Annotated in this window: 20 protein-coding genes and 1 tRNA gene; 12 read left to right on the top strand and 9 right to left on the bottom strand. The window is 71.1% G+C overall.

The features are described 5' to 3' along the window. Positions 1 to 220 precede the first annotated feature (220 nt). A complete protein-coding gene (gene gltX / locus RAN62_RS36270; protein ID WP_305789379.1) occupies positions 221 to 1,627 on the bottom strand; it encodes a glutamate--tRNA ligase in 1,407 nt (468 codons plus the stop codon). A 127-nt stretch (positions 1,628 to 1,754) separates the two neighbouring features. Between gltX and RAN62_RS36265 the strand changes: the two genes are divergently transcribed. Then, positions 1,755 to 3,086 carry a glycosyl hydrolase family 18 protein gene (locus RAN62_RS36265; RefSeq protein ID WP_305789378.1) on the top strand — a complete coding sequence of 444 codons (1,332 nt, stop codon included), beginning with the start codon at positions 1,755 to 1,757 and terminating at the stop codon, positions 3,084 to 3,086. Here the strand turns inward: RAN62_RS36265 and RAN62_RS36260 are convergent. Continuing rightward, positions 3,083 to 3,937, bottom strand: a complete 855-nt coding sequence (locus RAN62_RS36260; protein WP_305789460.1) for an AraC family transcriptional regulator — start codon at positions 3,935 to 3,937, stop codon at positions 3,083 to 3,085. The two genes, RAN62_RS36265 and RAN62_RS36260, sit on opposite strands and share 4 nt — an antisense overlap. Positions 3,938 to 4,024: 87 nt before the next feature. Here RAN62_RS36260 and RAN62_RS36255 point away from each other — a divergent pair, with 87 nt between their 5' ends. Both RAN62_RS36255 and RAN62_RS36250 read left to right on the top strand, forming a co-directional pair. Then, positions 4,025 to 4,981, top strand: coding sequence for an acyl-CoA dehydrogenase family protein (locus RAN62_RS36255; RefSeq protein WP_305789377.1), 957 nt, complete (start codon positions 4,025 to 4,027; stop codon positions 4,979 to 4,981). A 38-nt stretch (positions 4,982 to 5,019) separates the two neighbouring features. Continuing rightward, a complete protein-coding gene (locus RAN62_RS36250) occupies positions 5,020 to 5,553 on the top strand; it encodes a dihydrofolate reductase family protein (RefSeq protein ID WP_305789376.1) in 534 nt (177 codons plus the stop codon). 51 nt (positions 5,554 to 5,604) lie between these two features. Here the strand turns inward: RAN62_RS36250 and RAN62_RS36245 are convergent, their stop codons facing one another. The 3 genes from RAN62_RS36245 to RAN62_RS36235 form a co-directional block, all read right to left on the bottom strand. Further along, the gene (locus tag RAN62_RS36245) at positions 5,605 to 7,725 is read right to left on the bottom strand and encodes a methyl-accepting chemotaxis protein (RefSeq protein ID WP_305789375.1); all 2,121 of its coding nucleotides are present in this window, start codon (positions 7,723 to 7,725) and stop codon (positions 5,605 to 5,607) included. A gap of 83 nt (positions 7,726 to 7,808) precedes the next feature. Next, a complete protein-coding gene (aceE, locus tag RAN62_RS36240) occupies positions 7,809 to 10,547 on the bottom strand; it encodes a pyruvate dehydrogenase (acetyl-transferring), homodimeric type (RefSeq protein ID WP_305789374.1) in 2,739 nt (912 codons plus the stop codon). Between the two features lie 147 nt (positions 10,548 to 10,694). Continuing rightward, on the bottom strand, positions 10,695 to 11,099 hold the full coding sequence (locus RAN62_RS36235; protein WP_305789459.1) for a YjbQ family protein: 405 nt from the start codon (positions 11,097 to 11,099) through the stop codon (positions 10,695 to 10,697). A gap of 68 nt (positions 11,100 to 11,167) precedes the next feature. On the opposite strand from RAN62_RS36235, the gene RAN62_RS36230 reads away from it, so the two are divergent. The 4 genes from RAN62_RS36230 (at position 11,168) to RAN62_RS36215 (ending at position 15,044) form a co-directional block, all read left to right on the top strand. Further along, positions 11,168 to 13,453 carry a transketolase C-terminal domain-containing protein gene (locus RAN62_RS36230; protein WP_305789373.1) on the top strand — a complete coding sequence of 762 codons (2,286 nt, stop codon included), beginning with the start codon at positions 11,168 to 11,170 and terminating at the stop codon, positions 13,451 to 13,453. Positions 13,454 to 13,548: 95 nt separating this feature from the next. Beyond that, a complete protein-coding gene (locus RAN62_RS36225; protein ID WP_305789372.1) occupies positions 13,549 to 13,980 on the top strand; it encodes a DUF3052 domain-containing protein in 432 nt (143 codons plus the stop codon). A 187-nt stretch (positions 13,981 to 14,167) separates the two neighbouring features. After that, positions 14,168 to 14,632 (top strand): peroxiredoxin, encoded by a 465-nt coding sequence (locus RAN62_RS36220; RefSeq protein WP_305789371.1) that lies wholly within the window; start codon positions 14,168 to 14,170, stop codon positions 14,630 to 14,632. A gap of 337 nt (positions 14,633 to 14,969) precedes the next feature. Then, positions 14,970 to 15,044, top strand: a tRNA-Val gene (locus RAN62_RS36215). A 318-nt stretch (positions 15,045 to 15,362) separates the two neighbouring features. On the opposite strand, the gene RAN62_RS36210 is transcribed toward RAN62_RS36215, so the two are convergent. The 3 genes from RAN62_RS36210 to RAN62_RS36200 all read right to left on the bottom strand — a co-directional run bounded on the left by RAN62_RS36210 (position 15,363) and on the right by RAN62_RS36200 (position 18,525). Continuing rightward, on the bottom strand, positions 15,363 to 15,656 hold the full coding sequence (locus RAN62_RS36210) for a barstar family protein (RefSeq protein WP_305789370.1): 294 nt from the start codon (positions 15,654 to 15,656) through the stop codon (positions 15,363 to 15,365). Positions 15,657 to 16,689: 1,033 nt separating this feature from the next. Further along, positions 16,690 to 17,604 (bottom strand): hypothetical protein, encoded by a 915-nt coding sequence (locus RAN62_RS36205; RefSeq protein ID WP_305789369.1) that lies wholly within the window; start codon positions 17,602 to 17,604, stop codon positions 16,690 to 16,692. A 297-nt stretch (positions 17,605 to 17,901) separates the two neighbouring features. Beyond that, positions 17,902 to 18,525 (bottom strand): maleylpyruvate isomerase family mycothiol-dependent enzyme, encoded by a 624-nt coding sequence (locus tag RAN62_RS36200; RefSeq protein ID WP_305789368.1) that lies wholly within the window; start codon positions 18,523 to 18,525, stop codon positions 17,902 to 17,904. 257 nt (positions 18,526 to 18,782) lie between these two features. On the opposite strand from RAN62_RS36200, the gene RAN62_RS36195 reads away from it, so the two are divergent. The 4 genes from RAN62_RS36195 (at position 18,783) to RAN62_RS36180 (ending at position 22,167) form a co-directional block, all read left to right on the top strand. Beyond that, entirely contained in the window at positions 18,783 to 19,649 is an 867-nt protein-coding gene (locus RAN62_RS36195; RefSeq protein WP_305789367.1) for a TIGR02569 family protein, read from the top strand. A gap of 392 nt (positions 19,650 to 20,041) precedes the next feature. After that, complete coding sequence (locus RAN62_RS36190; RefSeq protein ID WP_305789366.1) at positions 20,042 to 20,512, top strand: GNAT family N-acetyltransferase; 471 nt, start codon at positions 20,042 to 20,044, stop codon at positions 20,510 to 20,512. Positions 20,513 to 20,782: 270 nt separating this feature from the next. Further along, on the top strand, positions 20,783 to 21,646 hold the full coding sequence (locus RAN62_RS36185; RefSeq protein ID WP_305789365.1) for a hypothetical protein: 864 nt from the start codon (positions 20,783 to 20,785) through the stop codon (positions 21,644 to 21,646). Between the two features lie 89 nt (positions 21,647 to 21,735). Beyond that, positions 21,736 to 22,167: a hypothetical protein gene (locus RAN62_RS36180; protein ID WP_305789364.1), complete on the top strand. Its 432-nt coding sequence runs from the start codon at positions 21,736 to 21,738 to the stop codon at positions 22,165 to 22,167. 172 nt (positions 22,168 to 22,339) lie between these two features. Here RAN62_RS36180 and RAN62_RS36175 read toward each other — a convergent pair whose 3' ends face one another. Continuing rightward, positions 22,340 to 23,086, bottom strand: coding sequence for a bifunctional DNA primase/polymerase (locus RAN62_RS36175; RefSeq protein WP_305789363.1), 747 nt, complete (start codon positions 23,084 to 23,086; stop codon positions 22,340 to 22,342). A 242-nt stretch (positions 23,087 to 23,328) separates the two neighbouring features. On the opposite strand from RAN62_RS36175, the gene RAN62_RS36170 reads away from it, so the two are divergent. Continuing rightward, positions 23,329 to 24,558 carry a helix-turn-helix domain-containing protein gene (locus tag RAN62_RS36170; protein WP_305789362.1) on the top strand — a complete coding sequence of 410 codons (1,230 nt, stop codon included), beginning with the start codon at positions 23,329 to 23,331 and terminating at the stop codon, positions 24,556 to 24,558. Positions 24,559 to 24,571: the final 13 nt, after the last annotated feature.

The following is a 24,571-nucleotide window of genomic DNA, read 5'->3' as shown; positions in this document are numbered from 1 at the left end:
GAGGTCAACTCACGTATGCCGAGGTCACCCGGGGTGTGACGGGGGAGGAGCGGGCCTGGCCAGGGAGTTGACGCCCGTGCGGACGGGACCCGGAAACCGCATACCGAAATGGTCACGAAATGTTCACGCCAACGAGATCACGCTGAGCGTAGGCGCGCCCTTCCCGGCGGTGATCACAGTGTGAGTGCCACCGCCGGGAAGAGAGACAGCGAGGGGAGGATCAGAGCCGGCCGCGCGCCGCCGCGATCCGCGCCAGCGTCTTCTCCCGCCCGAGCACCTCGAGCGACTCGAAGAGCGGCAACCCGACCGTGCGACCGGTCACGGCCACGCGTACGGGCGCCTGGGTCTTGCCCAGCTTGAGCCCCCGCTCCTCGCCGACCTTCTCCAGCGCGCCCTTGAGCGGCTCGGCCGCCCACTCCTCGAGCGCCCCGAATGCTGCAGCGGCCGCGTCGAGGATCTCGGCCGCGCCCTCCTTCATCGCCTTGTTCCACGACTGCTCGTCCTCGACCGGCTCGGCCAGGAAGAAGAAGTCGACGTAGTCGACGATCTCGCTGAGCACCGCGATCCGGGTCTGCGCGAGCGGCGCGACGTCGGTGAAGACGTCGGCGTCGAAGGCGGCCGGGTCCCACGGCGGGGCCGGGATGGTGTCGGTGCCCGCCAGCCACGGCGAGCAGCACTGGATGAACTCCTGGGTGGAGAGCGCCCGGATGTACTCGCCGTTGAACGCCCGCAGCTTCTTGACGTCGAAGAACGCGGGGGCGTGGTTGACGTCGGAGAGCTTGTACTCCTCCTCGATGACCTGCCACGGCACGATCTCGCGGTCGCCGGAGGGCGCCCAGCCGAGCAGCATCAGATAGTTGCGCATGGCGGCGGCGAGATAGCCCTCGTCGCGGTAGGACTCCAGGGCCACCTTGTCGCGGCGCTTCGAGAGCTTCTGGCGCTTCTCGTTGACCAGGACCGGCACGTGCGCCCACACCGGGGGCTTGACGCCCAGCGCCTCCCAGAGCAGCTGCTGCTTGGGGGTGTTGGGCAGGTGCTCCTCGGCCCGGATGACGTGGGTGATGCCCATGCTCATGTCGTCGACCACGTTGGCCAGCAGGAAGACCGGGGAGCCGTCGCTGCGGGCGATGACGAAGTCCTCGATCAGCTTGTTCTCGAACGTGGGCTCGCCGCGGACCAGGTCGGTGACGACGGTCGTGCCCTCGTCGGGCGTACGGAAGCGCAGGGCCCGCCCCTCGCCCGGGCCGAGCGCGCGCTCGCGGCAGAAGCCGTCGTAGCCGGTGTGGGTGTTGCCCGTGCGGGCCACGACGTCGTCGCGGGTGCAGTCGCAGTAGTACGCCCGGCCCTCGCCGTAGAGGCGGGTGGCGGCGGCGATCTGGTCGTCCTTGTACGAGGACTGGAAGTAGGGGCCCTCGTAGGAGCCCCGCTCGATGCCGATCCAGTCGAGTGCGGAGATGATGCCCTCGGTCCACTCGGGCCGGTTGCGGGCCGCGTCGGTGTCCTCGATCCGCAGGACGAACACGCCGCCGCTCTGGTGCGCGACGATCCAGTTCTGCAGGGCTGTTCGGGCACCGCCGACGTGGAACATGCCGGTCGGGGACGGGGCGAAGCGAACTCGTACGGTCACCCGCCCAGCCTACGGCGCCCCGCGAGCCGGTTTCCGCCGACCTTTCATCACGGCGTGTATTGACGACTATTAGTAAATCTTCCTAAGATTTCCGCGTCCGAGGCGCCCCCACGCCGGAAGGAAATCGATGAAGAAGATCCTCGCCGCCCTCGCGGTGGGTCTGACGGCCGCTGCCGCCATCCAGGCCCCCGCCCAGGCGGCCCTGCCCAACGGCTTCAAGAGCGTCGGCTACATGCCGAGCTGGGCCGGCAGCGTCACCAGCATCCAGTACTCCAAGCTGACCCACATCAACTACGCCTTCGCGCTCCCCAACGCGAACGGCACCCTCCAGCCCATCGAGAACACCTCGAAGCTCTCCCAGCTCGTTTCGCTCGGCCACCAGAACAACGTCAAGATCTCGCTGGCCATCGGCGGCTGGAACGACGGCAACGACTCCGCCTTCGAGTCGCTCGCCGCCAACGCGAGCACCCGGACCACGTTCGTCAACACGGTCATGGGCGTCGTCGGCCAGTACGGCCTCGACGGCATCGACATCGACTGGGAGTACCCGGACCCGGGGACGTCGGGCGCCAACTACGCGGCGCTGATGTCCCAGCTGGGCACGGCCCTGCACGGCCAGGGGAAGCTCCTGACGTCGGCGGTCGTCTCCGAGGGGTCGACCGCGAACGGCGTACCCACCTCGGTCTTCGGGGTCGTCGACTGGCTCAACATCATGGCCTACGACGGGGGCAACCCCCACGCGAACTACGACTGGTCGATCGCCGCCGCGAACTTCTGGAAGGGCCGGGGCCTGCCCGCGGCCAAGACCGTGCTCGGCGTGCCGTTCTACAGCCGCAACGGCTACGTGCCCTACAACCAGATCGTCGCCACCAATCCCGCGTACGCCAACCAGGACTGCGCCACGATCAACGGCGCGCAGGAGTGCTACAACGGCCTGCCCACGATCCGCCGGAAGACCCAGTGGGCCCTCGCCAACGCCGGCGGCATCATGAACTGGGAACTGTCCCAGGACGCGACCGGCGCCAACTCGCTGGTCAGCGCCATCTATGAGACCGCGACGGGCGGTGGGTCGCCGACCCGCACCGGTCGCATCACGGGCATCGGTGGCAAGTGTGTCGACGTCGCCTCCGCGTCGTCCGCCAACGGCACCGCGATCCAGCTCTACGACTGCAACGGCAGCAATGCCCAGACCTGGACCATCGGTACGGACAACACCGTGCGCGCCCTCGGCAAGTGCCTGGACGTCGCCGCCGCCGGCACCGCCAACGGGTCATTGATCCAGCTCTACGACTGCAACGGCACGGGCGCCCAGGCCTGGACCGCGCAGAGCAACGGCACCCTGCTCAACCCGGTCAGCAACAAGTGCCTGGACGCCTCGAACAACAGCTCCGCCAACGGCACCCGCCTGCAGATCTGGGACTGCTTCGCCGGCGCGAACCAGCGGTGGACCCTGCCCTAGGAGCTCCTCCTGAAGGAGCCCGGCGCCATCCCGTAGGCGCGCCGGAACGCGGCCGAGAAGGCGAACTCCGTCGAGTAGCCGACCCGCCGCGCGATGGCCGCCAGGGGCGCCGGGCTCTCCCGCAGCAACTGGGCGCCGAGGCTCATCCGCCGATCGACCAGGTACGCCATCGGGGGAGTGCCGGTCGCGGCGGTGAACCGCCGGTGGAACGTCGTGCGCGACATGCCCGCGACCGAGCTCAGCTGGTCCACCGTCCACGACCGCTCGGGCCGGTCGTGGATCGCGTGCAGCGCGCCGGCGATGCCCGGATCGGTGACCTCCATCCGGTCCGGCACCTGGCGCAGCATCTGCACGACCATCAGATCGATGAGCGCCGCCCGGGCCGCGTCGGTGCCCGGCTCCGGCCGGTCGAAGTCGGCGTGCAGCATCGTGATCAGCGTCCGCAGCTCCGGCTGCTCGTCGTAGTCCGGCGTGATCCGGACCAGCCCCGGCAACCGGTGCAGCAGGGCCGGTACGCGCCCGTCCTCCGTCCGGTAGGCGCCACAGAGGAACTCGAAGTCGGCCTCGCCGGTCGGCGCGGGCTCCTCGATGGTGAAAACGGGCAGATCGGCGAGGTCGCAGGGCGCGTGGGACAGCCCGTGCTCGACTCCGGCGGCGGTGAAGATCACGTCCCCCGGGCGTACGCGCAAGGGGTCGATCTTGTCCTGGATGAGCCAGCCCTCACCGCGCAGCAGCACGTGGAAGCCGAGCACCGCCATGGACGGGAAGCGGAGCCCCCACGCGCCCGACTCCGTGATGCGGCGCCCGTTCGCGCGCAGGGCCCGGACGCTGCCGAGCGCGGCCGTGATCATGTCCACGTCCGCGATGGTACGTCCGCGTATCACCTCGGGCCGCGTACGCATGGCCGCGGGCACCCTGTCCCTGGTTCGGTGGAACGTGTGACATCACCACTTGCCGACACCCTGTTCGCGCACGCCGCGGAGACCGAGCAGCAGGGCCGCCCTGCTGCTCTTGACGTCGCCCACAAGGCCGGCGCCTTCGCCCTGCACGACCGCACCCCCACCGAAGCCGTCCAGCTGCTCGCCGAGATGGCGCGCGGCTGCCCCTCCACCAGCTGGGTCGCCGGCACCTCGCTGACCGGCAAGATCTTCACCCGCCGGACGCTGGGCGACGTCGTCGGCCCGGACGAGCTGATGGCCGGCTCGGGCACGCCGGGCGGCCGGGGAGAGCAGGCCTTCGGCGGCGTACGCGTCACCGGCCGCTGGGCGAACGTCTCCGCCTGCGAGGACGCGAAGTGGGCCGGCCTCGCCCTGATGGTCGACGGGACATTGTCCTGGGCGCTCTTCCCGATCCGCGACCTGCGCGTCGAACACACCTGGTCGGCCGTCGGCATGCGCGGCACCGGCAGTCACACGCTGGTCGCCGACGACGTCCTCGTGCCGGCCGAGCGCGTGGCGCCGCTCGACTTCAGCAAACTCGCCGGCGACATGGTGCTCTTCGGCCTGACCGCGCTCGCCCCGGTCGTCGGCGCCACGCTGGGTGCGCTGGACGTGATCACCGCGATGTTCGCGTCCGATCGCAAGCCCTACATGAGCGCGTACGCGTCCATGGGCGAGTCCCCGTCCGCGCGCACCTTCCGGGCGGAGGCCACCCGGCTCGCCCGGCAGGCCGAGCGCACGATGCTCCACCTGGCGGCCACCGGGCCGGGCGACCACGGCCTGGCCATGTCCGGGGCGGCGCGGGACTGCCGCCAGGCGATGGAGCTGATGCTCGACCTGCACGGCGCGAGCGGCTTCGCCGAGTCGAACCCGCTGCAGCGTTACTGGCGCGACGTCGCCGTGGCGAGCCGGCATCCGCACCTCAACGCGTTCCTGGCCGCCGACCGGCTCCCGTAGTCTGGGCCTTTCGCGGCCCGACACGACGAGGTGGAGCCATGGGCAAGGTCATCGCGGTGGAGTACGTGACGCTCGACGGGGTCTTCGAGGAACCCGCCTGGAGCGGCCCCTACTTCAACGACGAGCTGGGCGCCTGGCAGGACGCCAACCTGCGCGAGGCCGACGCGCTGCTGCTCGGCCGCCGCACGTACGAGGGCTTCAAGGCCGCCTGGCCCGCCATGGAATCCAGCACCGGCGACTTCGGCCGCAAGATGAACAGCATGCCCAAGTACGTGGCCACGACCTCGCTGACCACGCCGGAGTGGAACGCCACGTTCCTCTCCGGCACGGTCGCCGACGCGGTCGCCAAGCTCCGCACCGAGACCGGCACCCTGCTGCTCAACGGCAGCGGCGACCTCCTCAACGAGCTGACCCGCCACAACCTCGTCGACGAGTACCGCATCATGATCTACCCGGTCGTCGTGGGCGAGGGCCGCAAGCTCTGGCACGAGGGCACCAAGATCGCCCTCAAGCCGACCAACCGCTGGACCACGGCGACCGGCGTCGAGGTCCTCACCTACGTCCCGGCCTAGACAAACCGGCGGCCCCTCGCGAGGAGGAGCCGCCGGCCGGAACGCGGATCGTCAGACCGTGAAGCGGTCGACCAGGTGCGTCAGGCGCTGGGCCGTGCCGTTGAGCTCGTCCGCCGCCCGGTGCGAGACCGACACCGCCGACCGGGTGCTCTCCACGGCCCCGCTGACCGCGCCGATGTTGCTGGCGATGTCCTGGCTGCCGGTGGCGACCTCGGTGATGTTGCGGGACATCTCGGCGGTGGTGGCGGCCTGCTCCTCGACCGCCGCGGCGATCGCCGTCTGGTAATCGTTGACCTGGCCGATCGTGGCCGTGATGGCGTTGATGGCCTCGACCGCCTTGGCCGTGTCGGACTCGATGGCCGAGACCCGGGCGGTGACGTCCTCGGTGGCCTTGGCGGTCTCCTGGGCCAGATCCTTGACCTCGCCGGCGACGACCGCGAAGCCCTTGCCCGCGTCGCCCGCCCGGGCCGCCTCGATCGTGGCGTTGAGGGCGAGCAGGTTGGTCTGCTCGGCGATGCTGGCGATCAGGCGGACCACGTCGGCGATCTTGCCGGTGGAGACGCGGAGCTCGTCGATGACGCCGGAGGCGGTGGCGGTGAGGCCGACGCCGTCGCGGCCGGCGCGGGCGGCCTCCTGGGCGTTGCTGGAGATCTCGCTGATGGAGGCGCCCATCTCCTCGGCGCCGGCGGCGACCGTCTGCACGACCACGGAGATGTCGTCGGCGGCGCGACTGGCCGTGCCGGCCTGGGAGGCGGCGCTCTCGGCGGAGGTGGTCAGCTCGCCGCCGGTCGCCGCGACCTGGGAGGCCGACTTGCTGACCTCGTGCGACGCCCCGGTGACCTCGACCATGACCTCGCGCAGCTCGGCGGTGGCGGTGTTGAGGGCGGTGCCGGCGCGGCCGATCTCGTCCTGGACGTTGTCCTGCACCTTGACGGTGAGGTCGCGGTGGGCCAGGCGGGACAGGGCGGCGGTGAGCTGGCCGAGCCGGGTCGAGATGCGGCGGGCCTGCCAGGCGGCCACGGCGCCGCCGATCACGGCGAGCAGGACCGCGGCGATGAGGAAGGCGATGAGCATGTCGCGGCGCCCGTCGCGGACGGCGTCGACGGCACCGCTGGTGTCGCCGCTGTAGCCGCTGACCGAGATCGCCCAGTTGTACGGCGCGTAGTACGACGCCGTGAGCACAGTCTCGCCCGCCGGGGCCCCCGCGGCGCCCGCCAGCTTGAACGTGCCCTGCCAGGTGTTGCCGTCCTCGAGCTTCGGCGCCTCGGCCAGGATCTGCTCGACGTACTTGGTGCCGTTGGCGTCCGCGGCGTCCTTGATGTTCTGGCCGACGATCGAGTCGAGGCTCGACGTGATGACCCGGCCCGCGTCGGCGGCGTTGGTGCTGATGACCGAGATGGAGCCGTTCTCGCTGACCGAGCTGGTGGAGATGGCGTCGGTCAGGGTCTTGAGCGCCTCGGTCTGCGGGACGCCGACGAAGAGGGCGCCGATGACGTCGCCCGAGGCGTCCTTGATCGGGTCGTACGCGGTGATGAACCAGGTGTCGACCACCTTGGCCACGCCCCGGTAGCCCTTGCCCGACTTGATCGCGGCGGCGACGGCGTTGGCCTTGCCGTCGGCGGTCGCGGGAATGTACGTCCCGATGGCGCGGTTGCCGGTGGCGCCCTTGACCGTGGTGGCCACGCGCAGCAGGTCACCGTTGTCGTTCATGCGCTGGAAGACGGTGACAGTCAGTCCGAGCAGGTCGGCGGTGTCGTCGGCGAAGGGCGTCTCCTTGCCGAAGCTGGTGTTCTGGCCCAGCCACGTGCCGCCCACGGCCAGCCGCGGCAGCGTCACGGTGGTCTTCGCCTGGCTGACCTGGTTGGTCGCGGTCCACGTGGCCGTCTTGCTCTGCAGCGATGCCCCGCCGCTCGCGGCGAGCTGCTGGTTCGCCGACTCCATGCTCTTGTTGACGCTGTTCTGCACCTCGTTGCCGACGGCGCTGACCATCTTGTTGACCTCGTCGGAGGTGCGCGCCAGGTTGTCGGTCGTCAGCTGGGTGACCTGCTTCTCCGTGCGGTCGGCGAAGGCGTCGCTCTGCCAGGCGCCGACCCCGACCAGCACCCCCGCCGTACCGATGACCCCACCCAGGCCGAGGGCCAGGAGCTTGTGACTGATCTGTGCGCGCACCATGCCCCGCTGTTCGGACAGGGCGGGGAAAAACTGAGGGGTATGTCCGAATGATTCCGGACACACCCCTCGTTATCAGGCCACCGTCAGCTGTCGCCGCCGGTCTCGCCGACCGGCGCCGCGCCGATGTCGTCGATCGCGTACTTCTTGGCGGCCTCGGCCGGGACGTGCGCCGGGACCTTGCCCTTCAACGCGAGCTGGCGCAGCGTCGCCACCGCCACCGACTCGGCGTCGACGTGGAAGTGCCGGCGCAGCGCGTGCCGGGTGTCACTCATGCCGAAGCCGTCGGTGCCCAGCGAGGTGTAGTCGTTGGGGATCCACCGGCTGATCAGGTCGGGCACGGCGCGCATCCAGTCGCTGACCGCCACCGCCGGGCCCTCGGTGCCCTCCAGCTTGGTCTGGATGTACGGCTTCCGCGGCTGGTCGCCCGGGTTGAGCAGGTTGTGCTCCTCGGCCTCGACGGCGTCGCGGCGCAGCTCGGTCCACGAGGTCACGGACCACACGTCGGCCCCGACGCCCCAGTCCTGGGCCAGCAGCTGCTGCGCCTTCAGGGCCCACTGCATGCCCGTGCCCGACGCCAGGATCTGCGCCTTCGGCCCGGTCGTCTCGGGGGCGGCCGCGTACCGGTAGATGCCCTTGAGCAGGCCCTCCACGTCGACGTTGGCCGGCTCGACCGGCTGCAGGATCGGCTCGTTGTAGACCGTCAGGTAGTAGTAGACGTTCTCCTGCTGCTCGCCGTACATCCGGTGCAGGCCGCGCTCCATGATGTGCGCGATCTCGAACGCGAACGCCGGGTCGTAGGCCACGACGGCCGGGTTGGTCGCCGCGATCAGCAGCGAGTGCCCGTCCTCGTGCTGCAGGCCCTCGCCGTTGAGCGTGGTGCGCCCGGCGGTCGCGCCGAGCAGGAAGCCGCGGGTCATCTGGTCCGAGGCCGCCCACAGCTCGTCCGCCGTGCGCTGGAAGCCGAACATCGAGTAGAAGATGTAGAGCGGGATCATCGGCTCGTCGTGCGTCGCGTAGGACGTGCCGGCGGCGATGAAGCTGGCGGTCGAGCCGGCCTCGTTGATGCCCTCGTGCAGGATCTGGCCGTTGGTCGCTTCCTTGTAGGACAGGAAGAGCTCCCGGTCGACCGACGTGTAGGTCTGGCCGTGGGGCGAGTAGATCTTGCGGGTCGGGAACAGCGAGTCCATGCCGAACGTGCGGGCCTCGTCCGGGATGATCGGCACCCAGCGGGCCCCGAACTCCTTGTCCTTCATGATGTCCTTGAGCAGGCGCACGAAGGCCATCGTGGTGGCGACCTTCTGCTTGCCCGAGCCGCGCTTGACGTCACCGAAGCGCGCCGAGTCAGGGATCGCCAGCGCCTTGGCCTTGGTCCGCCGGGTCGGGACATAGCCGCCCAGCTCGCGCCGCCGCTCCTGCAGGTATTTGATCTCGTCCGACTCGGGGCCGGGGTGGAAGTACGGCGGGAGGTACGGGTTCTCCTCGAGCTGCTTGTCGCTGATGTCGAGGTAGAGCCGGTCGCGGAAGCCCTTGAGGTCGTCGAGCGTGAGCTTCTTCATCTGGTGCGTGGCGTTGCGGGCCTCGAAGTGCGAGCCCAGCGTCCAGCCCTTGATGGTGTGGGCCAGGATGACCGTCGGCTGGCCGGTGTGCTCGGTGGCCGCCTTGTAGGCCGCGTAGAGCTTGCGGTAGTCATGGCCGCCGCGCTTGAGGTTCCAGACCTCGTCGTCGGACATGCCCTCGACCAGCTTCTTGGCCCGCGGGTCGCGGCCGAAGAAGTTCTCCCGGACGTACGCCCCGGACTCGCCCTTGTAGGTCTGGAAGTCGCCGTCGGGCGTGGTGTTCATGAGGTTGAGCAGGGCACCGTCGGTGTCCCGGGCGAGCAGGTCGTCCCACTCGCGGCCCCAGACGACCTTGATGACGTTCCAGCCGGCGCCGCGGAAGAACGACTCGAGCTCCTGGATGACCTTGCCGTTGCCGCGCACCGGGCCGTCGAGCCGCTGCAGGTTGCAGTTGATGACGAAGGTCAGATTGTCGAGCTCCTCGCGGGCGGCCAGGCCGATCGCGCCGAGCGACTCGACCTCGTCCATCTCGCCGTCGCCCAGGAACGCCCAGACGTGCTGCTGGCTGGTGTCCTTGATGCCACGGTTGTGCAGGTAGCGGTTGAACCGGGCCTGGTAGATCGCGTTCAGCGGGCCGATGCCCATGCTGACCGTCGGGAACTCCCAGAAGTCGGGCATCAGCCGCGGGTGCGGGTAGCTCGGGATGCCGCCGCCCGGGTGGGACAGCTCCTGGCGGAACCCGTCGAGGTCGTGCTCGGTGAGCCGGCCCTCGAGGTAGGCCCGCGCGTACATGCCCGGGGAGGCGTGGCCCTGGAAGAAGATGTGGTCGCCGCCGCCGGGGTGGCTCTTGCCGCGGAAGAAGTGGTTCATGCCGACCTCGTAGAGGCTGGCGCTCGACGCGTAGGTCGAGATGTGACCGCCGACGCCGATCTCCGGCCGCTGCGCGCGGTGCACCAGCATGGCGGCGTTCCACCGGATGTACGCCCGGATGCGGCGCTCGACGAACTCGTCGCCGGGGAACTCGGGCTCGCGGTCCGGGGTGATGGTGTTGATGTAGTCGGTGGAGGTCAGGGGCGGGACGCCGACCTGCCGCTCCCGGGCCCGCTCGAGCAGGCGCAGCATGACGTAGCGGGCTCTGTCTCCGCCGCGTGCGTCGATGACTCCGTCGAGCGACTCGACCCATTCCCGGGTTTCCTCGGGGTCGATGTCCGGAAGCTGGCTCGGCAGGCCGTCAGTGATCACCGGGCGCTTGCGTTCCGTGGCCACAGGCATTCCTCTTGGTCGGTTCGGACCGTACGCCCATTGTGTGAACCGCACGGCAATGGCTCCATCCTGCCCCCAAACGGTGCTTGTCGTCACGCCTACGGGGTTCGCGGGCGATGCTCGACACACGTACTCGGGGGTAACAACTACTTAACCCTTCAGAAAGCTGAAGCGGACCTGGCGCTCGGGGTTGTCGCCGTTGGGGTCCACCAGGCACAGGCTCTGCCACGTGCCGAAGGCGATCCGGCCGTCGACGACCGGCAGGGTCGCGTACGGGGGGATCCAGGCCGGCAGCACGTGGTCGCGGCCGTGACCGGGCGACCCGTGCCGGTGGCGCCACTTGTCCTCGGCCGGCAGCAGGTCGTCGATGGCCGTGAGCAGGTCGTCGTCGGACCCCGCGCCGGTCTCGATGACGGCCAGGCCGGCCGTCGCGTGCGGGACGAAGACGTGCAGCAGGCCGTCGCCGCGCCCCCGCACGAACCGCTCGGCCTCGCCCGTGATGTCACGGACGACCGGACGGTTCCCCGTCCGGACGGAGATCACGGTGGTGTCCATGACCGGGAAGTCTTCCATGCGGCGTCCGGTGCGCGTGCGCGCGGTGGCGGGTGTGGCCAAGGTCCGCGATGCTGGATGCCGTGACGACCCCCCAGCAGCTCGACGAGCGCTTCCGTGACGCGGTGGCGGCCCTGCGGCCGGCCGGGCACCGTCGTGACCAGGGCGAGCCCGTCCGGGAGGGCTCGGCGCTGACCGGCGCGCGGGCGCGCGAGCTCTTCGACGCCCAGCTGGTCAGCCGCCATCTCGACCTGGCCGCGCGCTGGCTGCGCAGCTTCAACGAGGGCTATTACACGATCGGCTCGTCCGGTCACGAGGGCAACGCCGCCGTCGCCGCGGCCCTGCGCCTCGACGACCCCGCCCTCCTCCACTACCGGTCCGCGGCCTTCCACTGTGTCCGAGTGCTCCAGGCCGCTTCGTCCGAACCGCGTGATCCTGAGCACGATCCGCTGCTCGAGGCGGCCGGCGACGTGCTGCGCGGGGTGGTGGCGTCGGCGGCGGAGCCCGTCGCCGGCGGCCGGCACAAGGTCTTCGGGCGGGCCGACCTGGCGATCGTCCCGGCCACGGCGGCGGTGGCGGCGCATCTGCCCCGGGCGGTCGGCATCGCGTACGCGATGAGCGCCGCCCCGCACCTGCGCGGGGCCGGCACGCCGTGGCCGTCGGACGCGCTTGTCGTGGCTTCCTTCGGCGACGCGTCGGTCAACCACGCCGGGGCGGCAACGGCCTTCAACACCCTCGGGTGGTACGCCCGGAAGGGCCGGAACCTCCCGCTGCTGCTCGTCTGCGAGGACAACGGCTATGGGCTGAGCGTCCCGTCGCCGGAAGGCTGGGTCGCCGAGACGCTGAGCAGCCGGCCCGGGCTCCGCTACTTCCACGCCGACGGCACCGATCTCGCGGCGACCTTCGACGTGGCGCGGGAGGCCGCTGACTACGTCCGGGGCGAGCGCAAGCCCGCGGTGGTGCACCTGCCGGTCGTACGGCTGATGGGTCATGCCGGCGCGGACAGCGAGACGGCTTACCGTACCGCCGCGGACATCGCCCGCGACCTGGAGCGGGATCCCCTGGCCGGCACCGCGCGGCTGCTCGTCGAGGGCGGCTTCGCGACCCCCGAGGACCTCATGACCAGGTACGACGAACTGGGCTGGCAGGTCCGCAAGGTCGCCGAGGAGGTCCTGGGCGAGCCGAAGCTGGCGTCCCTCGCGGAAGTCGCCGCGCCGCTGGCCCCGCGCCGCCCGTTGCGCGTGGCGAAACACGTCGCCGACACGGCCGGCCGCGCGAGCGGGATCGGCTCGATGGCCCGCACGCAGGCCTTCGGGGGCCGGCTGCCCGAGCAGGCGGGCCCGCTGACCCTGGCTCAGACCCTCACCGCCGCCCTGACCGACGCCATGCTGGCCCACCCGGGCGCCCTGGTCTTCGGCGAGGACGTCGCGGTCAAGGGCGGCGTCTACGGCGTCACCCGCAACCTGCGCGACCGCTTCGGCGGCGAGCGGGTCTTCGACACGCTGCTCGACGAGACCACGATCCTCGGGCTCGCGCTGGGCACCGGGCTGGCCGGCCTGCTGCCCATCCCCGAGATCCAATACCTGGCCTACCTGCACAACGCCGAGGACCAGCTCCGCGGCGAGGCGGCGACCATGCAGTTCTTCTCGCAGGGCGCATTCCGCAACCCCATGGTCGTCCGGGTGGCCGGGCTCGCCTATCAGCACTCCTTCGGCGGTGACAACTCCGTCGCCGTGCTGCGCGACGTGCCCGGCCTGGTCCTGGCCGTGCCCTCCCGGGCGGCCGACGCGGCGCCGCTGCTGCGGTCCTGTGTCGCCGCCGCGGCCTGCGACGGGACGGTGAGCGTGTTCCTGGAGCCGCTCGCCCTCTATCAGACGAAGGACCTCTATCAACAAGGCGACAACGAGTGGCTGGCGCCCTATGCCCCGCCGGGGGAGTGGGCCGGCGCACACATCCCGATCGGCCGCGCGCAGACCTACCCCGTCGGTTCCGGGGAAGATCTCACCATCCTGACCTTCGGCAACGGGGTCCGGATGTCGCTGCGGGTCGCCGCCCAGCTCGCCGCCGAGGGCTACGGATCCCGAGTGGTGGACCTGCGCTGGCTGAGCCCGTTGCCGACCGCTGACCTGCTCCGGGAGGCCGCCGCCACCCGGCGGGTCCTGATCGTGGACGAGACCCGGCGCTCCGGCGGGGTCGGCGAGGGCATTCTCGCTGCCCTGGTGGACGGCGGTTTCGTGGGCGCCGTGCGCCGGATCGCGGGCGCGGACACCCCTGTTCCGCTCGGTCCGGCGGCGCAGCACGTCCTGATCGGGGAAGATGCCATCACGCAGGGTGCCCATGCCCTGCTGGCGCGGTAAATTGCCACACACCCGGTGCGCCACTTGCGCACAGGGCCGCGAATGTGTGGACTACCCCCACACATGTGCCGAGAACAGCAAGGAGGAATTCGACAGTGAGCGCGACCGCTGGTCAGGCCGACGGCGTACGCAGCCTGGCGGACCGGTTCGGCTTCGAGCCGAACATGGTGGTCATGGAGATGGGCTACGACGACGATGTCGACGAGGATCTCCGTGATGCCCTGACCGAACGCGTGGGCGAGTTGGTCGACGAGGACACCGACGAGGTGGTCGACGCGGTCCTCCTCTGGTACCGCGACGGCGACGACGATCTCTTCGAAGTACTGACGGACGCCCTGAGCCCGCTCGCGGACAGCGGCGTGGTGTGGCTCCTGACCCCCAAGGCCGGACGCGACGGACACGTCGAGCCCAGCGAGGTCAGCGAGAGCGCCCCGACCGCCGGCCTCCAGCAGACCTCCACGGTGAACGCCGGCAAGGACTGGACCGCGGCCCGCCTGGTCTCGTCCCGGGGCGCCAAGAAGAAGTAGGCCCCCGCCCCCGGTTGCCGCGCGGCATCTCCGCCGCCGCGCGGCCATGTCGTCGTGCCCATCCCACCTTGGTGGCCGTGACCGGGCCCTGGTCGCCGTCGTGCCCTGGCCGCCCCTCGTCGCCCGGGGGCGGTGCCTGGCTCGCGGCGGGCCTGGTGCGTGACCGTGCCCTGGCTAGGCTGGGGCCGTGACCATCGACGTGGGCTCCCGGGCGCCCGGCTTCACCCTCAAGGACCAGAACAACCAGGAAGTCGCCCTCGCCGACTTCCGGGCCCGCAAGGCGGTGCTGCTCGTCTTCTACCCGCTCGCCTTCACCGGCACCTGCCAGGGCGAACTCACCGAGCTGCAGGCCAACCTCCCGGAATACGCCAACGACCGCCTCCAGGTCCTGACCATCAGCGTCGACTCGGTCTACAGCCACAAGGTCTGGGCCGACCGCGAGGGCTACACGTTCCCCCTCCTGAGCGACTTCTGGCCGCACGGGGCGGTCGCCCAGTCCTACGGCATCTTCAACGATCAAGCAGGATTCGCCGACCGCGGCACCTTCCTGATCGACACCGAGGGTCTTGTCCGTTTCGCCCAGCACGAGCCCCCCGGCCACCCCCGCAACCAGTCAACCTGGCGCGACACCATCAAGACCCTCCTCCCCTGACCCGCCCACGGGGGCCGGATCGTCTCGACGCCGGTCCCTGATGTCGCCCCGGCCTCCGCCAGAGCACTCGCCTTACAAGCGAGTACTCATCCACCGCCCTTCACCACTCGGCCCCCTCGTGCCGCTGGGCCGAATCCTCCCTGCGCCGCCGGGCGGGATCTCCTCCCGCGGCGCTGGACCGCGTTCTCTCGCGTGGCGCTGGGCCGGATCCCCTTGCGCCACGCTGGGCCGCGTCCCCTCTCGCGCCGCCGAGTCTGATCCTCCTCGTGGCGCCGGGCCAGACGGGCAGCCGGTCGCGAGCCCAAGGTAGGATGACCACTCCGGTCCACCAGGAACCGGGCGCGTAGCTCAGTGGGAGAGCACTCGCCTTACAAGCGAGGGGTCGTAGGTTCGAAACCTACCGCGCCCACCACCCGATCAACCCAGCCCAACCGTCACCAGGGCTCACCCGCCGTCCTCGCCGCCGCACTGCCCTTTCCGCGCCCCACCTGCAGTGATGCCTGTTGAGCAGTCCTGCACTCGCGCGGGCTACCGAGCTGCATCAGCGCCCCCGGCAACGGCTTGAAGACGAGGCGTCCGCCCCCGGCCGGCCCGCAGCTTCGCCACCGACATGCGCAACGTGGGCCGAGGAAGGCGTGCCCGGCCCGCAGCTTTGCCACCGACATGCGCAACGTGGGCCGAGGAAGGCGTGCCCGGCCCAGACAAGTTCCAGCAGCGAAGTCCTTAGCCTTTACTCAAGCTGGCGGAACACGAAGCGCTCATTCCAATGACGCCCGGCGTCCCCGGCCTCGATCTGCTCGAGCGCATCCACAAGCGCGTCGTAGACCGTCACACCAAGAGCCATCCGAAGGCTCCCACTGTGCGTCCACACCAGCTGAACCGGCCGCGGATCACCGGCCCCCAGATGTCGCCGCAGATCATCAATGTCCCGCCGATAGCAGGGCCCATACCCGAGCGCCCCCGCCAACCGCCGATGCAGATCCGCCTCATCCAGCACGGACCGCCCGTCAATGACAACGTTCACCGCATCCCCCTCCGCCCCCGACCCCTGCCGGCCGCCCGACCCAGCCCACCACCCGATCGAGCCCCACACGCCCCGCCGCCCGGTCGTGCCTTCGTGCCCCTGCCCGGTCGTGCCTTCGTGCCCCTGCCGGTCATCGCTCCGCGTTCCCCGCCCGGTCGTGGCTTCGCGTCCCCAGCCCCACCGCACCCTCGCGTCCCGACGTCCGCCGGGCGGGGCGCGGTGTTGATCCTCGTCACGACGCCCGGCCGTCAGCGACTGCACCCTCGTCCCACAGCGAAACGCGGATCGCGCGAGCCGACCACAATCGCGAACTCGTGAGCGCGACAGCGAGCGTCAAAGCCCTGGTGCAAGCGCCCGGCCTGCGCCGCATGCCGGAGGCGACGCATGTAGCGCCGGACGACGCCGCAGACCATCGGTGCAGCTGTCTCGGGGCTCGGAAGTGTGCAGCCGCAGCCGCTTCGTGGGACGAGGGGTGGCCTCCGAATCGTCGCCTCTGATGGGAGCAACGACCCGTATGGCCAGGATGACCTTGATCAGTGACCGGTGTCTCGCCGGGTGCCGTCCAGCTTCCTCCTCCCTGCGGCCTGCCGCCACGACAGTGCCCCGAACGTGAAGATCAGTTGCCGTGCCTGGCTCCCCTCCACGGGCGGCCCCGCCGACGATCCTGTCCGTCGGCGCGACCGCTCAAGACCACCGTGCCCAAGGCGCGTGACAGGGCTGTTCGGGCAGGTGAATCCTTCACCGCCAGGGCTTGCCGTTCCGGGCGGACACCACGATGGAGCCCGCCCGGAACGATGTGCACCGATCAGCCTCGGCCGTGTCGATCTACCGTCACCCGTGTCGGTCGGCGGCTGTGCCGATCAGCCATGGTCGTGCATGTCGGCGGACACCCGTGCCGATCAGCCATGGCCGTGCCGGTCGGCTGACACCCGAGCCGGTCAGTCGGCGCCGAGCAGTGCCGGCAGCGGCGTCTTGCACTCCGCCTCGATTGCCCTGCTGCTTGCCATCGACGCGGACACGGATGGGCCGGTCGTCACCTCCACTCTCCCGCGCTGGTGTCGGGCTCCGACCATTCCGCGGCCTCCGACCATTCCGCCGGAGGCTTGCCCAGCAGCCGAGGACCTCGCCTCTCGGGCCGGCCGGCGGCAACGTCCTGAGCGGACTGCGCCGATGCCGAACTCGCGCCCGAATCACGGCTTGTCGCGCTCCTCTCGGCCCGGCCGTCGGACACCGCCGCGGCCGCCTCAGGAAGATCGCTGTCGTCCGAGGTGATCGGCTCGGGATCCGAACTGCCGGTTGTGATGGGAGCTTCCTGTTCCATAACCCCCGGTGTGGAGGCTGTCCCCTGCTCGGATTTCCGCGGTGTGGAGACAGCCTCCTGACCGGAGGGTTTCTGTGCGGCTTGATCGGGCCCTGTGGCGGGCGTCTTGGCCGAGGCGGGACGCGGGCCACCGACGGGGCGGTCGCGATAGAGGATGGTGGTGCCCGGCTCGATCGCGCCGAGGGACTCCAGGCGGGCGCGGATCCCGCCCCGGCTGCGGCCGAATTCGAGCATCAGGGAGCGCTCGCCGGCGCCCTCGCCCCAGCGGGTGAGGAGGCGCTCGTCGTCCTCGGCCGACCAGCGGGTGCCCTGGTTGGGGTGGCGCTTCGGGCGGTCGTCGGTGGCCGCGGCGGGGCGGGGGGCCCGCTTGGCCCGGAGCGCCACGAGGCCGGCGAGGGTGGAGGAGAGCGCCTCGGCCACCTCGGGGAGGTCGCGCGGGGAGATCCCTCCGCTGATCTCGCCGACGGTGGCGCCGTCCGGGCCCCAGCCCGTCAGGTGCAGGCGGACGGTCTCGTCGCCCGTGCCCGAGGCGCTGATCTCATAGGTGTTCGCACCCACGACGAGGTGCCGTTCCAGCTGGGTGTGCGCACGCCGGTCGAACTCCGGCGCGTACTTGGTGTCAGTCATGGCGGCGACGCTAGGCGGGCCGACTGACATTTTTCGGGCCGGCGTGTCGGGAGGCGAGGCGTGTTGTGTCGGGCAGCTGACACGAGGCGCCGGGACGCCGAAAAATGTCGGGGGGCGTCGCCATGATGGTCGCACCCCGGCGGGTCCGGCTCGGTGCAGCCGGTTCGCAGGGGTCGGCACGCCCCGGGCCGCACGGCTTGGCGCAGCCGGCTCAGCAGGTCCGTGCGCCCGGCGCCCGGATCGGTCCAGCCGGCTTCGCAGAGTCCGTGGGCCCGGGTCGTCCGCGGACCGCCCGGATCAGTGCAGCCGGCTGCGCAGGGTCCGGACGCCCGGGCCGTCCAGTTCGCCGAGCACCGCCGTCCGTCCACACATGGCCAGCAGCACCGCTTCGGCCGGTCCGACCACCAGCTCACCCACCCCGGAGAACCAGTTGAGATCAGAGGCCTCGAACCGCAGCCCGCTCAGTCGCCGCCGGGGCGCGAAGCCGTACGCGCGCCCGCTCGTCATGAAGTCCAGCGACACTCGCAGACGCTCGAGCCGCAGCCCGTGCGGGAGCCCGAGCGGCCGGCGCATGTCCTGGCTGTGCACCTGGAGGTCGGTCAGTTGTCCCGGATGACCCACCAGCGGCGCCTCGAACGGGTTGTCCGCGTTGTCGCGCAGGGCCTGCGCAAGCTCCGCCGCCGGACGGTCCGCCGTCTGCACGGCGAGCCGCGCGTTCACCACGTGCAGCCGGAAGCCACTGCGCGCGATCAGCCCCAGCGACGGCTTGACGTTGCCGCAGGCGGCGAGCAGATGCCCGGCGACCTCCTTCACCGTCCACTCGCCGCACAGGCTGGGCGCGTCGAGCTGGTTCGGCTGCAGGGAGTCGACAAGGTCGGCGACGCGGCGGCGCTCGTCGGCGATGGCGGCACGGAGATCCATCCGCAGAGGCTAACGACACGAGTACGCCCGGGGCCGCCGAGGTGGCACCACAGCCGCGCGCCGTCGGGATGGCGCCTGCGCATGCGCTCCGTCGGAGTGGCGTCCGTGTCTACGTGCCGTCGGGGCGGCCTTCGTGCCTGGACGCCTTCGGGATGGCAACCGCATCGTGCGCGCCGTCGGGGTGGCATGCGGATCTGCGCGCCGTCCGGGGTGGCGTGAGAGGCGGGCCGGCGGGGAGGGGGCGGCACAATGATCGGGTGAAGCATGCGGAGCGGATGGCCGGGTTGCGGCACGATCCCTCGTGGGTGCCCGCCGGGGCGCCGCCGCCGCAGGAGGTGCTGCGAGCCTTCGGGGCGCGGGGCGAGCCCGTGCGGCTGGCGGGCGGCAAGGGCGGCACGTGGCGGGCCGGTGACGTGGTGCTCAAGCCGTCCGAGGGCGACGACGAAGTGCGGTGGCGGGCGGGTGTGCTGGCGGGGCTGCCCGAGAGTCCGGAGTTCCGTGTGGCTCGGCCGGTGGCGACCGGGGACGGCGACTGGATCGCGTACGGGTGGGAGGCCACCCGCTTCGTGCCCGGGCGGACCGATCAGCGGCGGGTCGGTGAGGTGGTCCGGGCGGGGGAGGCGTTCCATGCCGCGGTGGCGGGCGTGGGGCGGCCGGGGTTCCTGGACCGGCGGGACAATCCCTGGGAGAAGGGTGACCGGCTCGCCTGGGAGGATCCGCCGCCCGGGGAACGCCGGCCGAGTGCCTTGATCGACGCCCTTCTCGCGGCGCGGCGGCCGGTCGCGTCGGCGGAGCAGGTGATGCACGCGGACCTGCTGGGCAACGTGCTGTTCGCCGACGGGCTGGCGCCGGCCGTCATCGACTGGGCGGTCTACTGGCGGCCTGCGGCGTGGGGGCCGGCCGTGGCAGTGATCGACGCGATGGTGTGGCACGGCTTCGACTTCGGGCTCGCGCGCCGATGGGAGCACGTGCCCGCGTGGGGTCAGCTGCTGCTGCGGGCGGCGCTCTTCCGGCTCGGTACCTGGGACACGGTCGGCTGGCTGGGCGAGCCGGTCGAGGTCTACGAGCCTGTCGTCCGAGACATCATCGCCTTCGTCGGCACGGAACAGCCGCCGGGCAGCTAGCCGAACAGCCGCCGGGTAGAAAGCCGAACAGCTGTCAGGCAACCCGCTGGATATCCGCTGAGCAGCCGCATAGGGCCGCCGGACAACCGCGAGAGCCGCGGGACGAGCCGCTGGGACCGGCGGACAGCCGCCGGAAGGCCGCGGCGAGAGGCTCGCGCCGCGCCTTGCACCACGCGACCCACGGCCTCGGTGGAGGGGCGTGCTGGCTCGTGGGCTGCGCAACAGGGCGCGGACGTGCGGATAAACGTGAGCTGCGGAGCAGGGGAGACGGCTGCGCGGAGAAAGGGGGCCGCGGAACGGGGGCTGCAAGGAGGAACAGGGGCTGGGGGATGGGCGCGGCCGGGGGGAAAGGCGGCGGCGCCGGGTGGGGTGGGGGAGATAGGGTCCGCGGCATGGTTGAGCTGCGGCTGGAGCCGATGACCGAGGAGCAGTATCAGCGTTACCGGGCGTCTGCGGAGGAGGGCTACGCGCGGCAGATCGCGGAGGCGGGGGAGTTGACGCGCGCGGATGCCGTCGAGCGGGCGCGACAGGAGTTCGGGAAGTTGCTGCCGGAGGGGCTGGCGACGGCGGACAACCTGTTCTTCCAGGGGTACTCGGGTGACACCGAGGTGGGCATGGTCTGGGTCGCCCTCAGTACCAAGAGCGACGGCGTGCGGGCGTGGATCTTCGACATCATCGTGGCGGAGGAGCATCGGCGGCGGGGGTACGGGCGGGCGATCATGCGGGCGCTCGAGGAGGAGTGCCGGGCCCGGGATGTGACGTCGATCGGGCTGAACGTGTTCGGCGGGAACGACGGGGCGCGGGCGCTGTACGAGCAGGAGGGCTACGGCGTCACCCAGACGCAGATGCGGAAGTACCTCTAGCGGCTCCGGCGGCCGAAGAGCGACGCCCGAGAAAGACAGGAAACGCCGCCGAGAAGGGGACGGCGGCGGCCGTGAAGGAACAGGCGGCGCAACCGAAGAGCTTCGGTGCGCACCCGCGCTGCACCCGCGCGCGGCTCATGTAAGCGCCCGGCGGCCCGATTCCTTCTGGTACCTGCGGGGTGTCCGCAGGAGAGCGGGCCCGGCCGTAACCCCCTCGGCGGCCGGGTCCGCTCGGCACCGGACGCCGGGCCCGGCGGGAAGGCGGGACCGATGTTCATCGGTGTGGACCCCGGGAAGACCGTCGTGTCGCCCACCCCGATCAGGATGAGCTCCGGGCGGGCCCTGCGCTTCCGGTCCGGGTCGGTGACCGAGATCGTGCCGCGGCCCCCGAGCGGGCGCAGCCGGCCCGACCGGATCCGGATCGCCTCGCAGGTCGCCTTCGCCTCGGTCATCGCCGGGGCGCTGCTCAGCACCGTCGGCGTGCCGTGGTGGATCTCGGCGGTGGTGGCCGTGGCGCTGGTGACCCTGGTCGCCGGGGTGCAGGCGCGAGCGGCGCAACCGGGCCGGCTGGCCACACCACAATCACCCCGGGCCACCGGGAAGAGCGCAAAAGCCGGGCACCAGGAGGCATATGTGCTGGTCGCGGCCCGTGAACGCGCCGCCTTCGGCCGGGCCCTCGCGCTGGCCCGGCGCATCCGGCGGACCTGGCCCGCGCTGCAGCCCATGATCGACCCCGGCGACGCCGATCGCGGGCTCACTGCGGCGTTGCACGAGCTTGCCGGCGTCCTGGCGCAGCGGCAACACCTGTGCCGGCTGCGGGCGGAGCTGGCCGAGAGCGCCGGGTACGGCCTCCCGCCCGCCAGCCCCGCCGTCCAGGCCCTCGCCGAGCAGCGCGCCCGCGTCGACGAGCTGTGGCAGTCGACCCGCGCCGAGGCCAATCGGATCCTCGCCGCGCTGCACACGATCGCGCGTACCGGGGAGGAGTTCGTCCGGGAGCAGCGCCTGCTCGAGACGGCTCGCAGCGCGGAACTGGCGCTGGCCGAGCTCACGAGCATGCCGGCGGCCTCTCAGGCGCCCGAGCTGGCCGAGCGGACGAACGCGGTCGTCGCCGCCTACCGTGAGCTGGCTCGATAAACACAGATAGTAACTAGCCAACTACTCAGGATTACGGCCACGAGACCGATCGTCGTGGCCGTACCGGTCGCTTCGGAAAGGGTTCGCTCATGCGTCGTCGCCGTCTCGTCACCCCGATTGCCGTACTGACCGGGCTCTTCGGCCTGGGGGCCGCCTCCGCGCACGCCGCCGGCCGGGTGACCGCCGCGGACAAGGCCGACGCGGCCGCCAGTGTCGCGTCCGCCCAGGTGCCGCGGGCCTCAGGCATGGAGCTGATCGCCACCTACCGCGGCGACGAGAAGTGGCGCAGCAGCCGGATGAGCATCCCGAAGGCCGCCTACCAGGCCGTCGTCGAGTACAAGTGCGACGACTCCGGCTTCCTCTACGTCTCGTGGACCGGCGAGCCCAACAGCTACGAGGAGTCGCACGCCTCCGCCGGCAAGGGTACGGTCGTGCTCAACGGCACCGAGGGCGCGCGCCGCGGCTACTTCGCGATCGACACCTGGCTCAACTGCAGCTGGACGATGAACCTCTACAGCTGAAAATCAAGTACGCAGCTGCGCTACGTGATCACAGCTTCACCCAAACGGATGACTTCCCTACCCCAAGGTACGCAAATAGCGTGTTCGAGACATGCCTGCCCGTGCCCGGAACCCGATACCGTCCGTTACCAGCCACAGTGATGCGGCGGCCGGGCGTCAAAGCGCGGGCCTGTCACGCGGCGCGGCGCCCGGTGGACATCTGACGGGGCACACTGAGCGTCACCGGCCGGACCGGGCGCCGGCCCAGGGCTTCGAGCGCGTCGAGCACCATGGCCTGCACGATCCCCGACTCGGGCAGGCGCCAGGCGTTCTGCTCCGGGGCGACGGCCCAGCGGACCGGTCCCTCGGGCGTCCGGCTGGGCGCGGCCGGGATCCACGAGCCGCGGCCGTGCAGGAGCACGTCGAGGCAGGTCGTCAGCTCGGGCCGCAGCGCTGCTCCGGGGCGTACCAGGAAGATCCAGCGCCCGTCCGGCGTGACCGCGACCGGACCGCGCGCGTCTCCCCGGCGAGAGCCGGCCAGGCCGTCCACCAAAGGCCCGAGCCCGGCGGAAGAACGCCCGGCCGAAGACGAGCCGGCCGGAGAAGGTCCACCCGCACCGAGCATGTGAGCATGCAGCCGCACCGCGCCGAGCATCCGCAACCCGACCGCCGCCGGCACCTCGAGCGCGTCGAAAGCGCCGCCGGTCGCCAGCAGGACGGTGTGCGGCCGGTGCCGCCACCAGGTGTCCACGCGAGAAGGATCGGTGGTTGCGGTGTCCTCCCAGGACTCGATGGCCGGATGGCAGCCCTTGATGGGACAGCCCGCCCGGCCGCAGTGGAATCGCTGACCCGTGAGACAGGCCCCCGGGGTCACGGCCCATCCGTGCGCCGCGTAGCGCAGCGCGGCCCGGCGGAGCTGGAAGCGATCAAGCCACTGCATACCTGTCATACCCCCGAATCGGTACTCGCCGCCATACCAGGCGGCGCTGCCGTCACCAAGCGCGACACGCGTCGTTGGAGCGAACAGATCACCCATTGCAAGTTGCATGAGAAACTACGAGCGACCTCGGGCAGGCGATCACACAGCTTGTGCGACCAGCACGGACGAGTGCGGTCCACACTGCTCTCGCAACATGGGGTTGCTCACCGGCGGGGGACGCCGGCTGAGTTTGGGGAGGCAACGTGGACGAGCTGCCGATCGGCCGCCGGGTCGCGTACTGGCGTAGCCGTCGCAAGATGTCCCAGCAGGTCTTCGCGGACCGGCTGGGCAAGAGCAAGAGCTGGGTCGACAAGGTGGAGCGGGGGGTCCGCCGGCTCGACAAGTTCTCCGTGGTCTACGAGATCGCCGATGTTCTCGCCATCGACGTGACGCTGCTGCTCGGCAAGGACGTCGAGCGCAAGCCGGAGACGCCGAACTGCATCGACCAGGTCGAGGTCGAGGAGATCCGCGCGGCCCTGGAGCGTTACGACCAGATGAGCGCGTTCTTCCAGCCGGTGCCCCAGGCGCCGCCGCTGAGCGAGATGAAGAAGGCGGTCAGCCACGCCTGGCTGACCTACCAGCACGCCAAGTACGGGGTCCTGGCGCGCAAGCTGCCGCAGCTGCTCCGCGACGCGCAGGCGGCGGACAGCGCGCACGCGGGGGGTGACGAGGCGCACGACGCGGCGCACCTGCTCGGGCAGGTCTACCAGATCGCGTCGTCGGCGCTGCGCAAGGTCGGCGAGCACGAGCTGTCGTGGCTGGCGGCGGACCGGTCCATCGCGGTCTCGCAGCGCGCCGGCGACCAGCTGCTCGCGGGCATGGCCAGCCACCGGGTTGGCATGGCGCTGCTTTCCCTGGGCCGGGTCCGCTCGGCGCTGGAGGTCAACGTCAACATCGCCAACCGGCTCGCGCCCACGACGGCCGAGATGGCCACCCCCGAAAGGCTTTCCGTGTACGGCCTCCTGCTCCTGACCGGCGCGATGGCGGCCGCCCGGATCGGCGACAGCGCCACGGTGCGTGATCTGGTCAGCGGGGCCGAGCAGGCGGCGTGTGCCCTGGGCGGTGACTTCAACTACTACTGGACGTCGTTCGGGCCCACGAACGTCGAGCTGCACCGGGCCGCGGCCGCGGTCGAGCTCGGCGACGGTGGCAAAGCGGTGGAGACGCACCGCAGAATTGATCAGGCATCGTTCGCGGCGATGCTGCCCGAACGGCGCGCGCACCACTACCTGGACATCGCGCGCGGGTACACGCAACTGGGTGACGTGGACATGGCCAGCGAGATGCTGCTCGAGGGCGACAGGCTGGCCCCCGCGGAGATCCGGTGCCGCCCGCTCGCCCAGGAGGTCATCTCCGACGTGCTGCGTCGCACGCGGGGAACCCCGCCGGCCCCGATCGCGGAGCTGGCCGAGCAGATGGGAGTCGGCGTATGAGGTGGGTTCCGCG

Origin of the sequence: Symbioplanes lichenis (genome assembly GCF_030709675.1) — a bacterium.
Taxonomy (GTDB): domain Bacteria; phylum Actinomycetota; class Actinomycetes; order Mycobacteriales; family Micromonosporaceae; genus Actinoplanes; species Actinoplanes lichenis.
Note: the sequence above shows the minus strand (reverse complement) of the source record. Positions and strands in the feature narration are given on the sequence as shown.

Coding starts and splice junctions, on each gene's coding strand:
- RAN62_RS36245 (WP_305789375.1), bottom strand. CDS start 7,725: ATGGTGCGCGCACAGATCAGTCACAAGCTCCTGGCCCTCGGCCTGGGT.
- RAN62_RS36230 (WP_305789373.1), top strand. CDS start 11,168: ATGCTGGATGCCGTGACGACCCCCCAGCAGCTCGACGAGCGCTTCCGT.
- RAN62_RS36175 (WP_305789363.1), bottom strand. CDS start 23,086: ATGCAGTGGCTTGATCGCTTCCAGCTCCGCCGGGCCGCGCTGCGCTAC.
- RAN62_RS36200 (WP_305789368.1), bottom strand. CDS start 18,525: ATGGATCTCCGTGCCGCCATCGCCGACGAGCGCCGCCGCGTCGCCGAC.
- RAN62_RS36260 (WP_305789460.1), bottom strand. CDS start 3,937: ATGATCACGGCCGCGCTCGGCAGCGTCCGGGCCCTGCGCGCGAACGGG.
- RAN62_RS36265 (WP_305789378.1), top strand. CDS start 1,755: ATGAAGAAGATCCTCGCCGCCCTCGCGGTGGGTCTGACGGCCGCTGCC.
- RAN62_RS36235 (WP_305789459.1), bottom strand. CDS start 11,099: ATGGACACCACCGTGATCTCCGTCCGGACGGGGAACCGTCCGGTCGTC.
- RAN62_RS36180 (WP_305789364.1), top strand. CDS start 21,736: ATGCGTCGTCGCCGTCTCGTCACCCCGATTGCCGTACTGACCGGGCTC.
- RAN62_RS36205 (WP_305789369.1), bottom strand. CDS start 17,604: ATGACTGACACCAAGTACGCGCCGGAGTTCGACCGGCGTGCGCACACC.
- RAN62_RS36185 (WP_305789365.1), top strand. CDS start 20,783: ATGTTCATCGGTGTGGACCCCGGGAAGACCGTCGTGTCGCCCACCCCG.
- RAN62_RS36190 (WP_305789366.1), top strand. CDS start 20,042: ATGGTTGAGCTGCGGCTGGAGCCGATGACCGAGGAGCAGTATCAGCGT.
- RAN62_RS36250 (WP_305789376.1), top strand. CDS start 5,020: ATGGGCAAGGTCATCGCGGTGGAGTACGTGACGCTCGACGGGGTCTTC.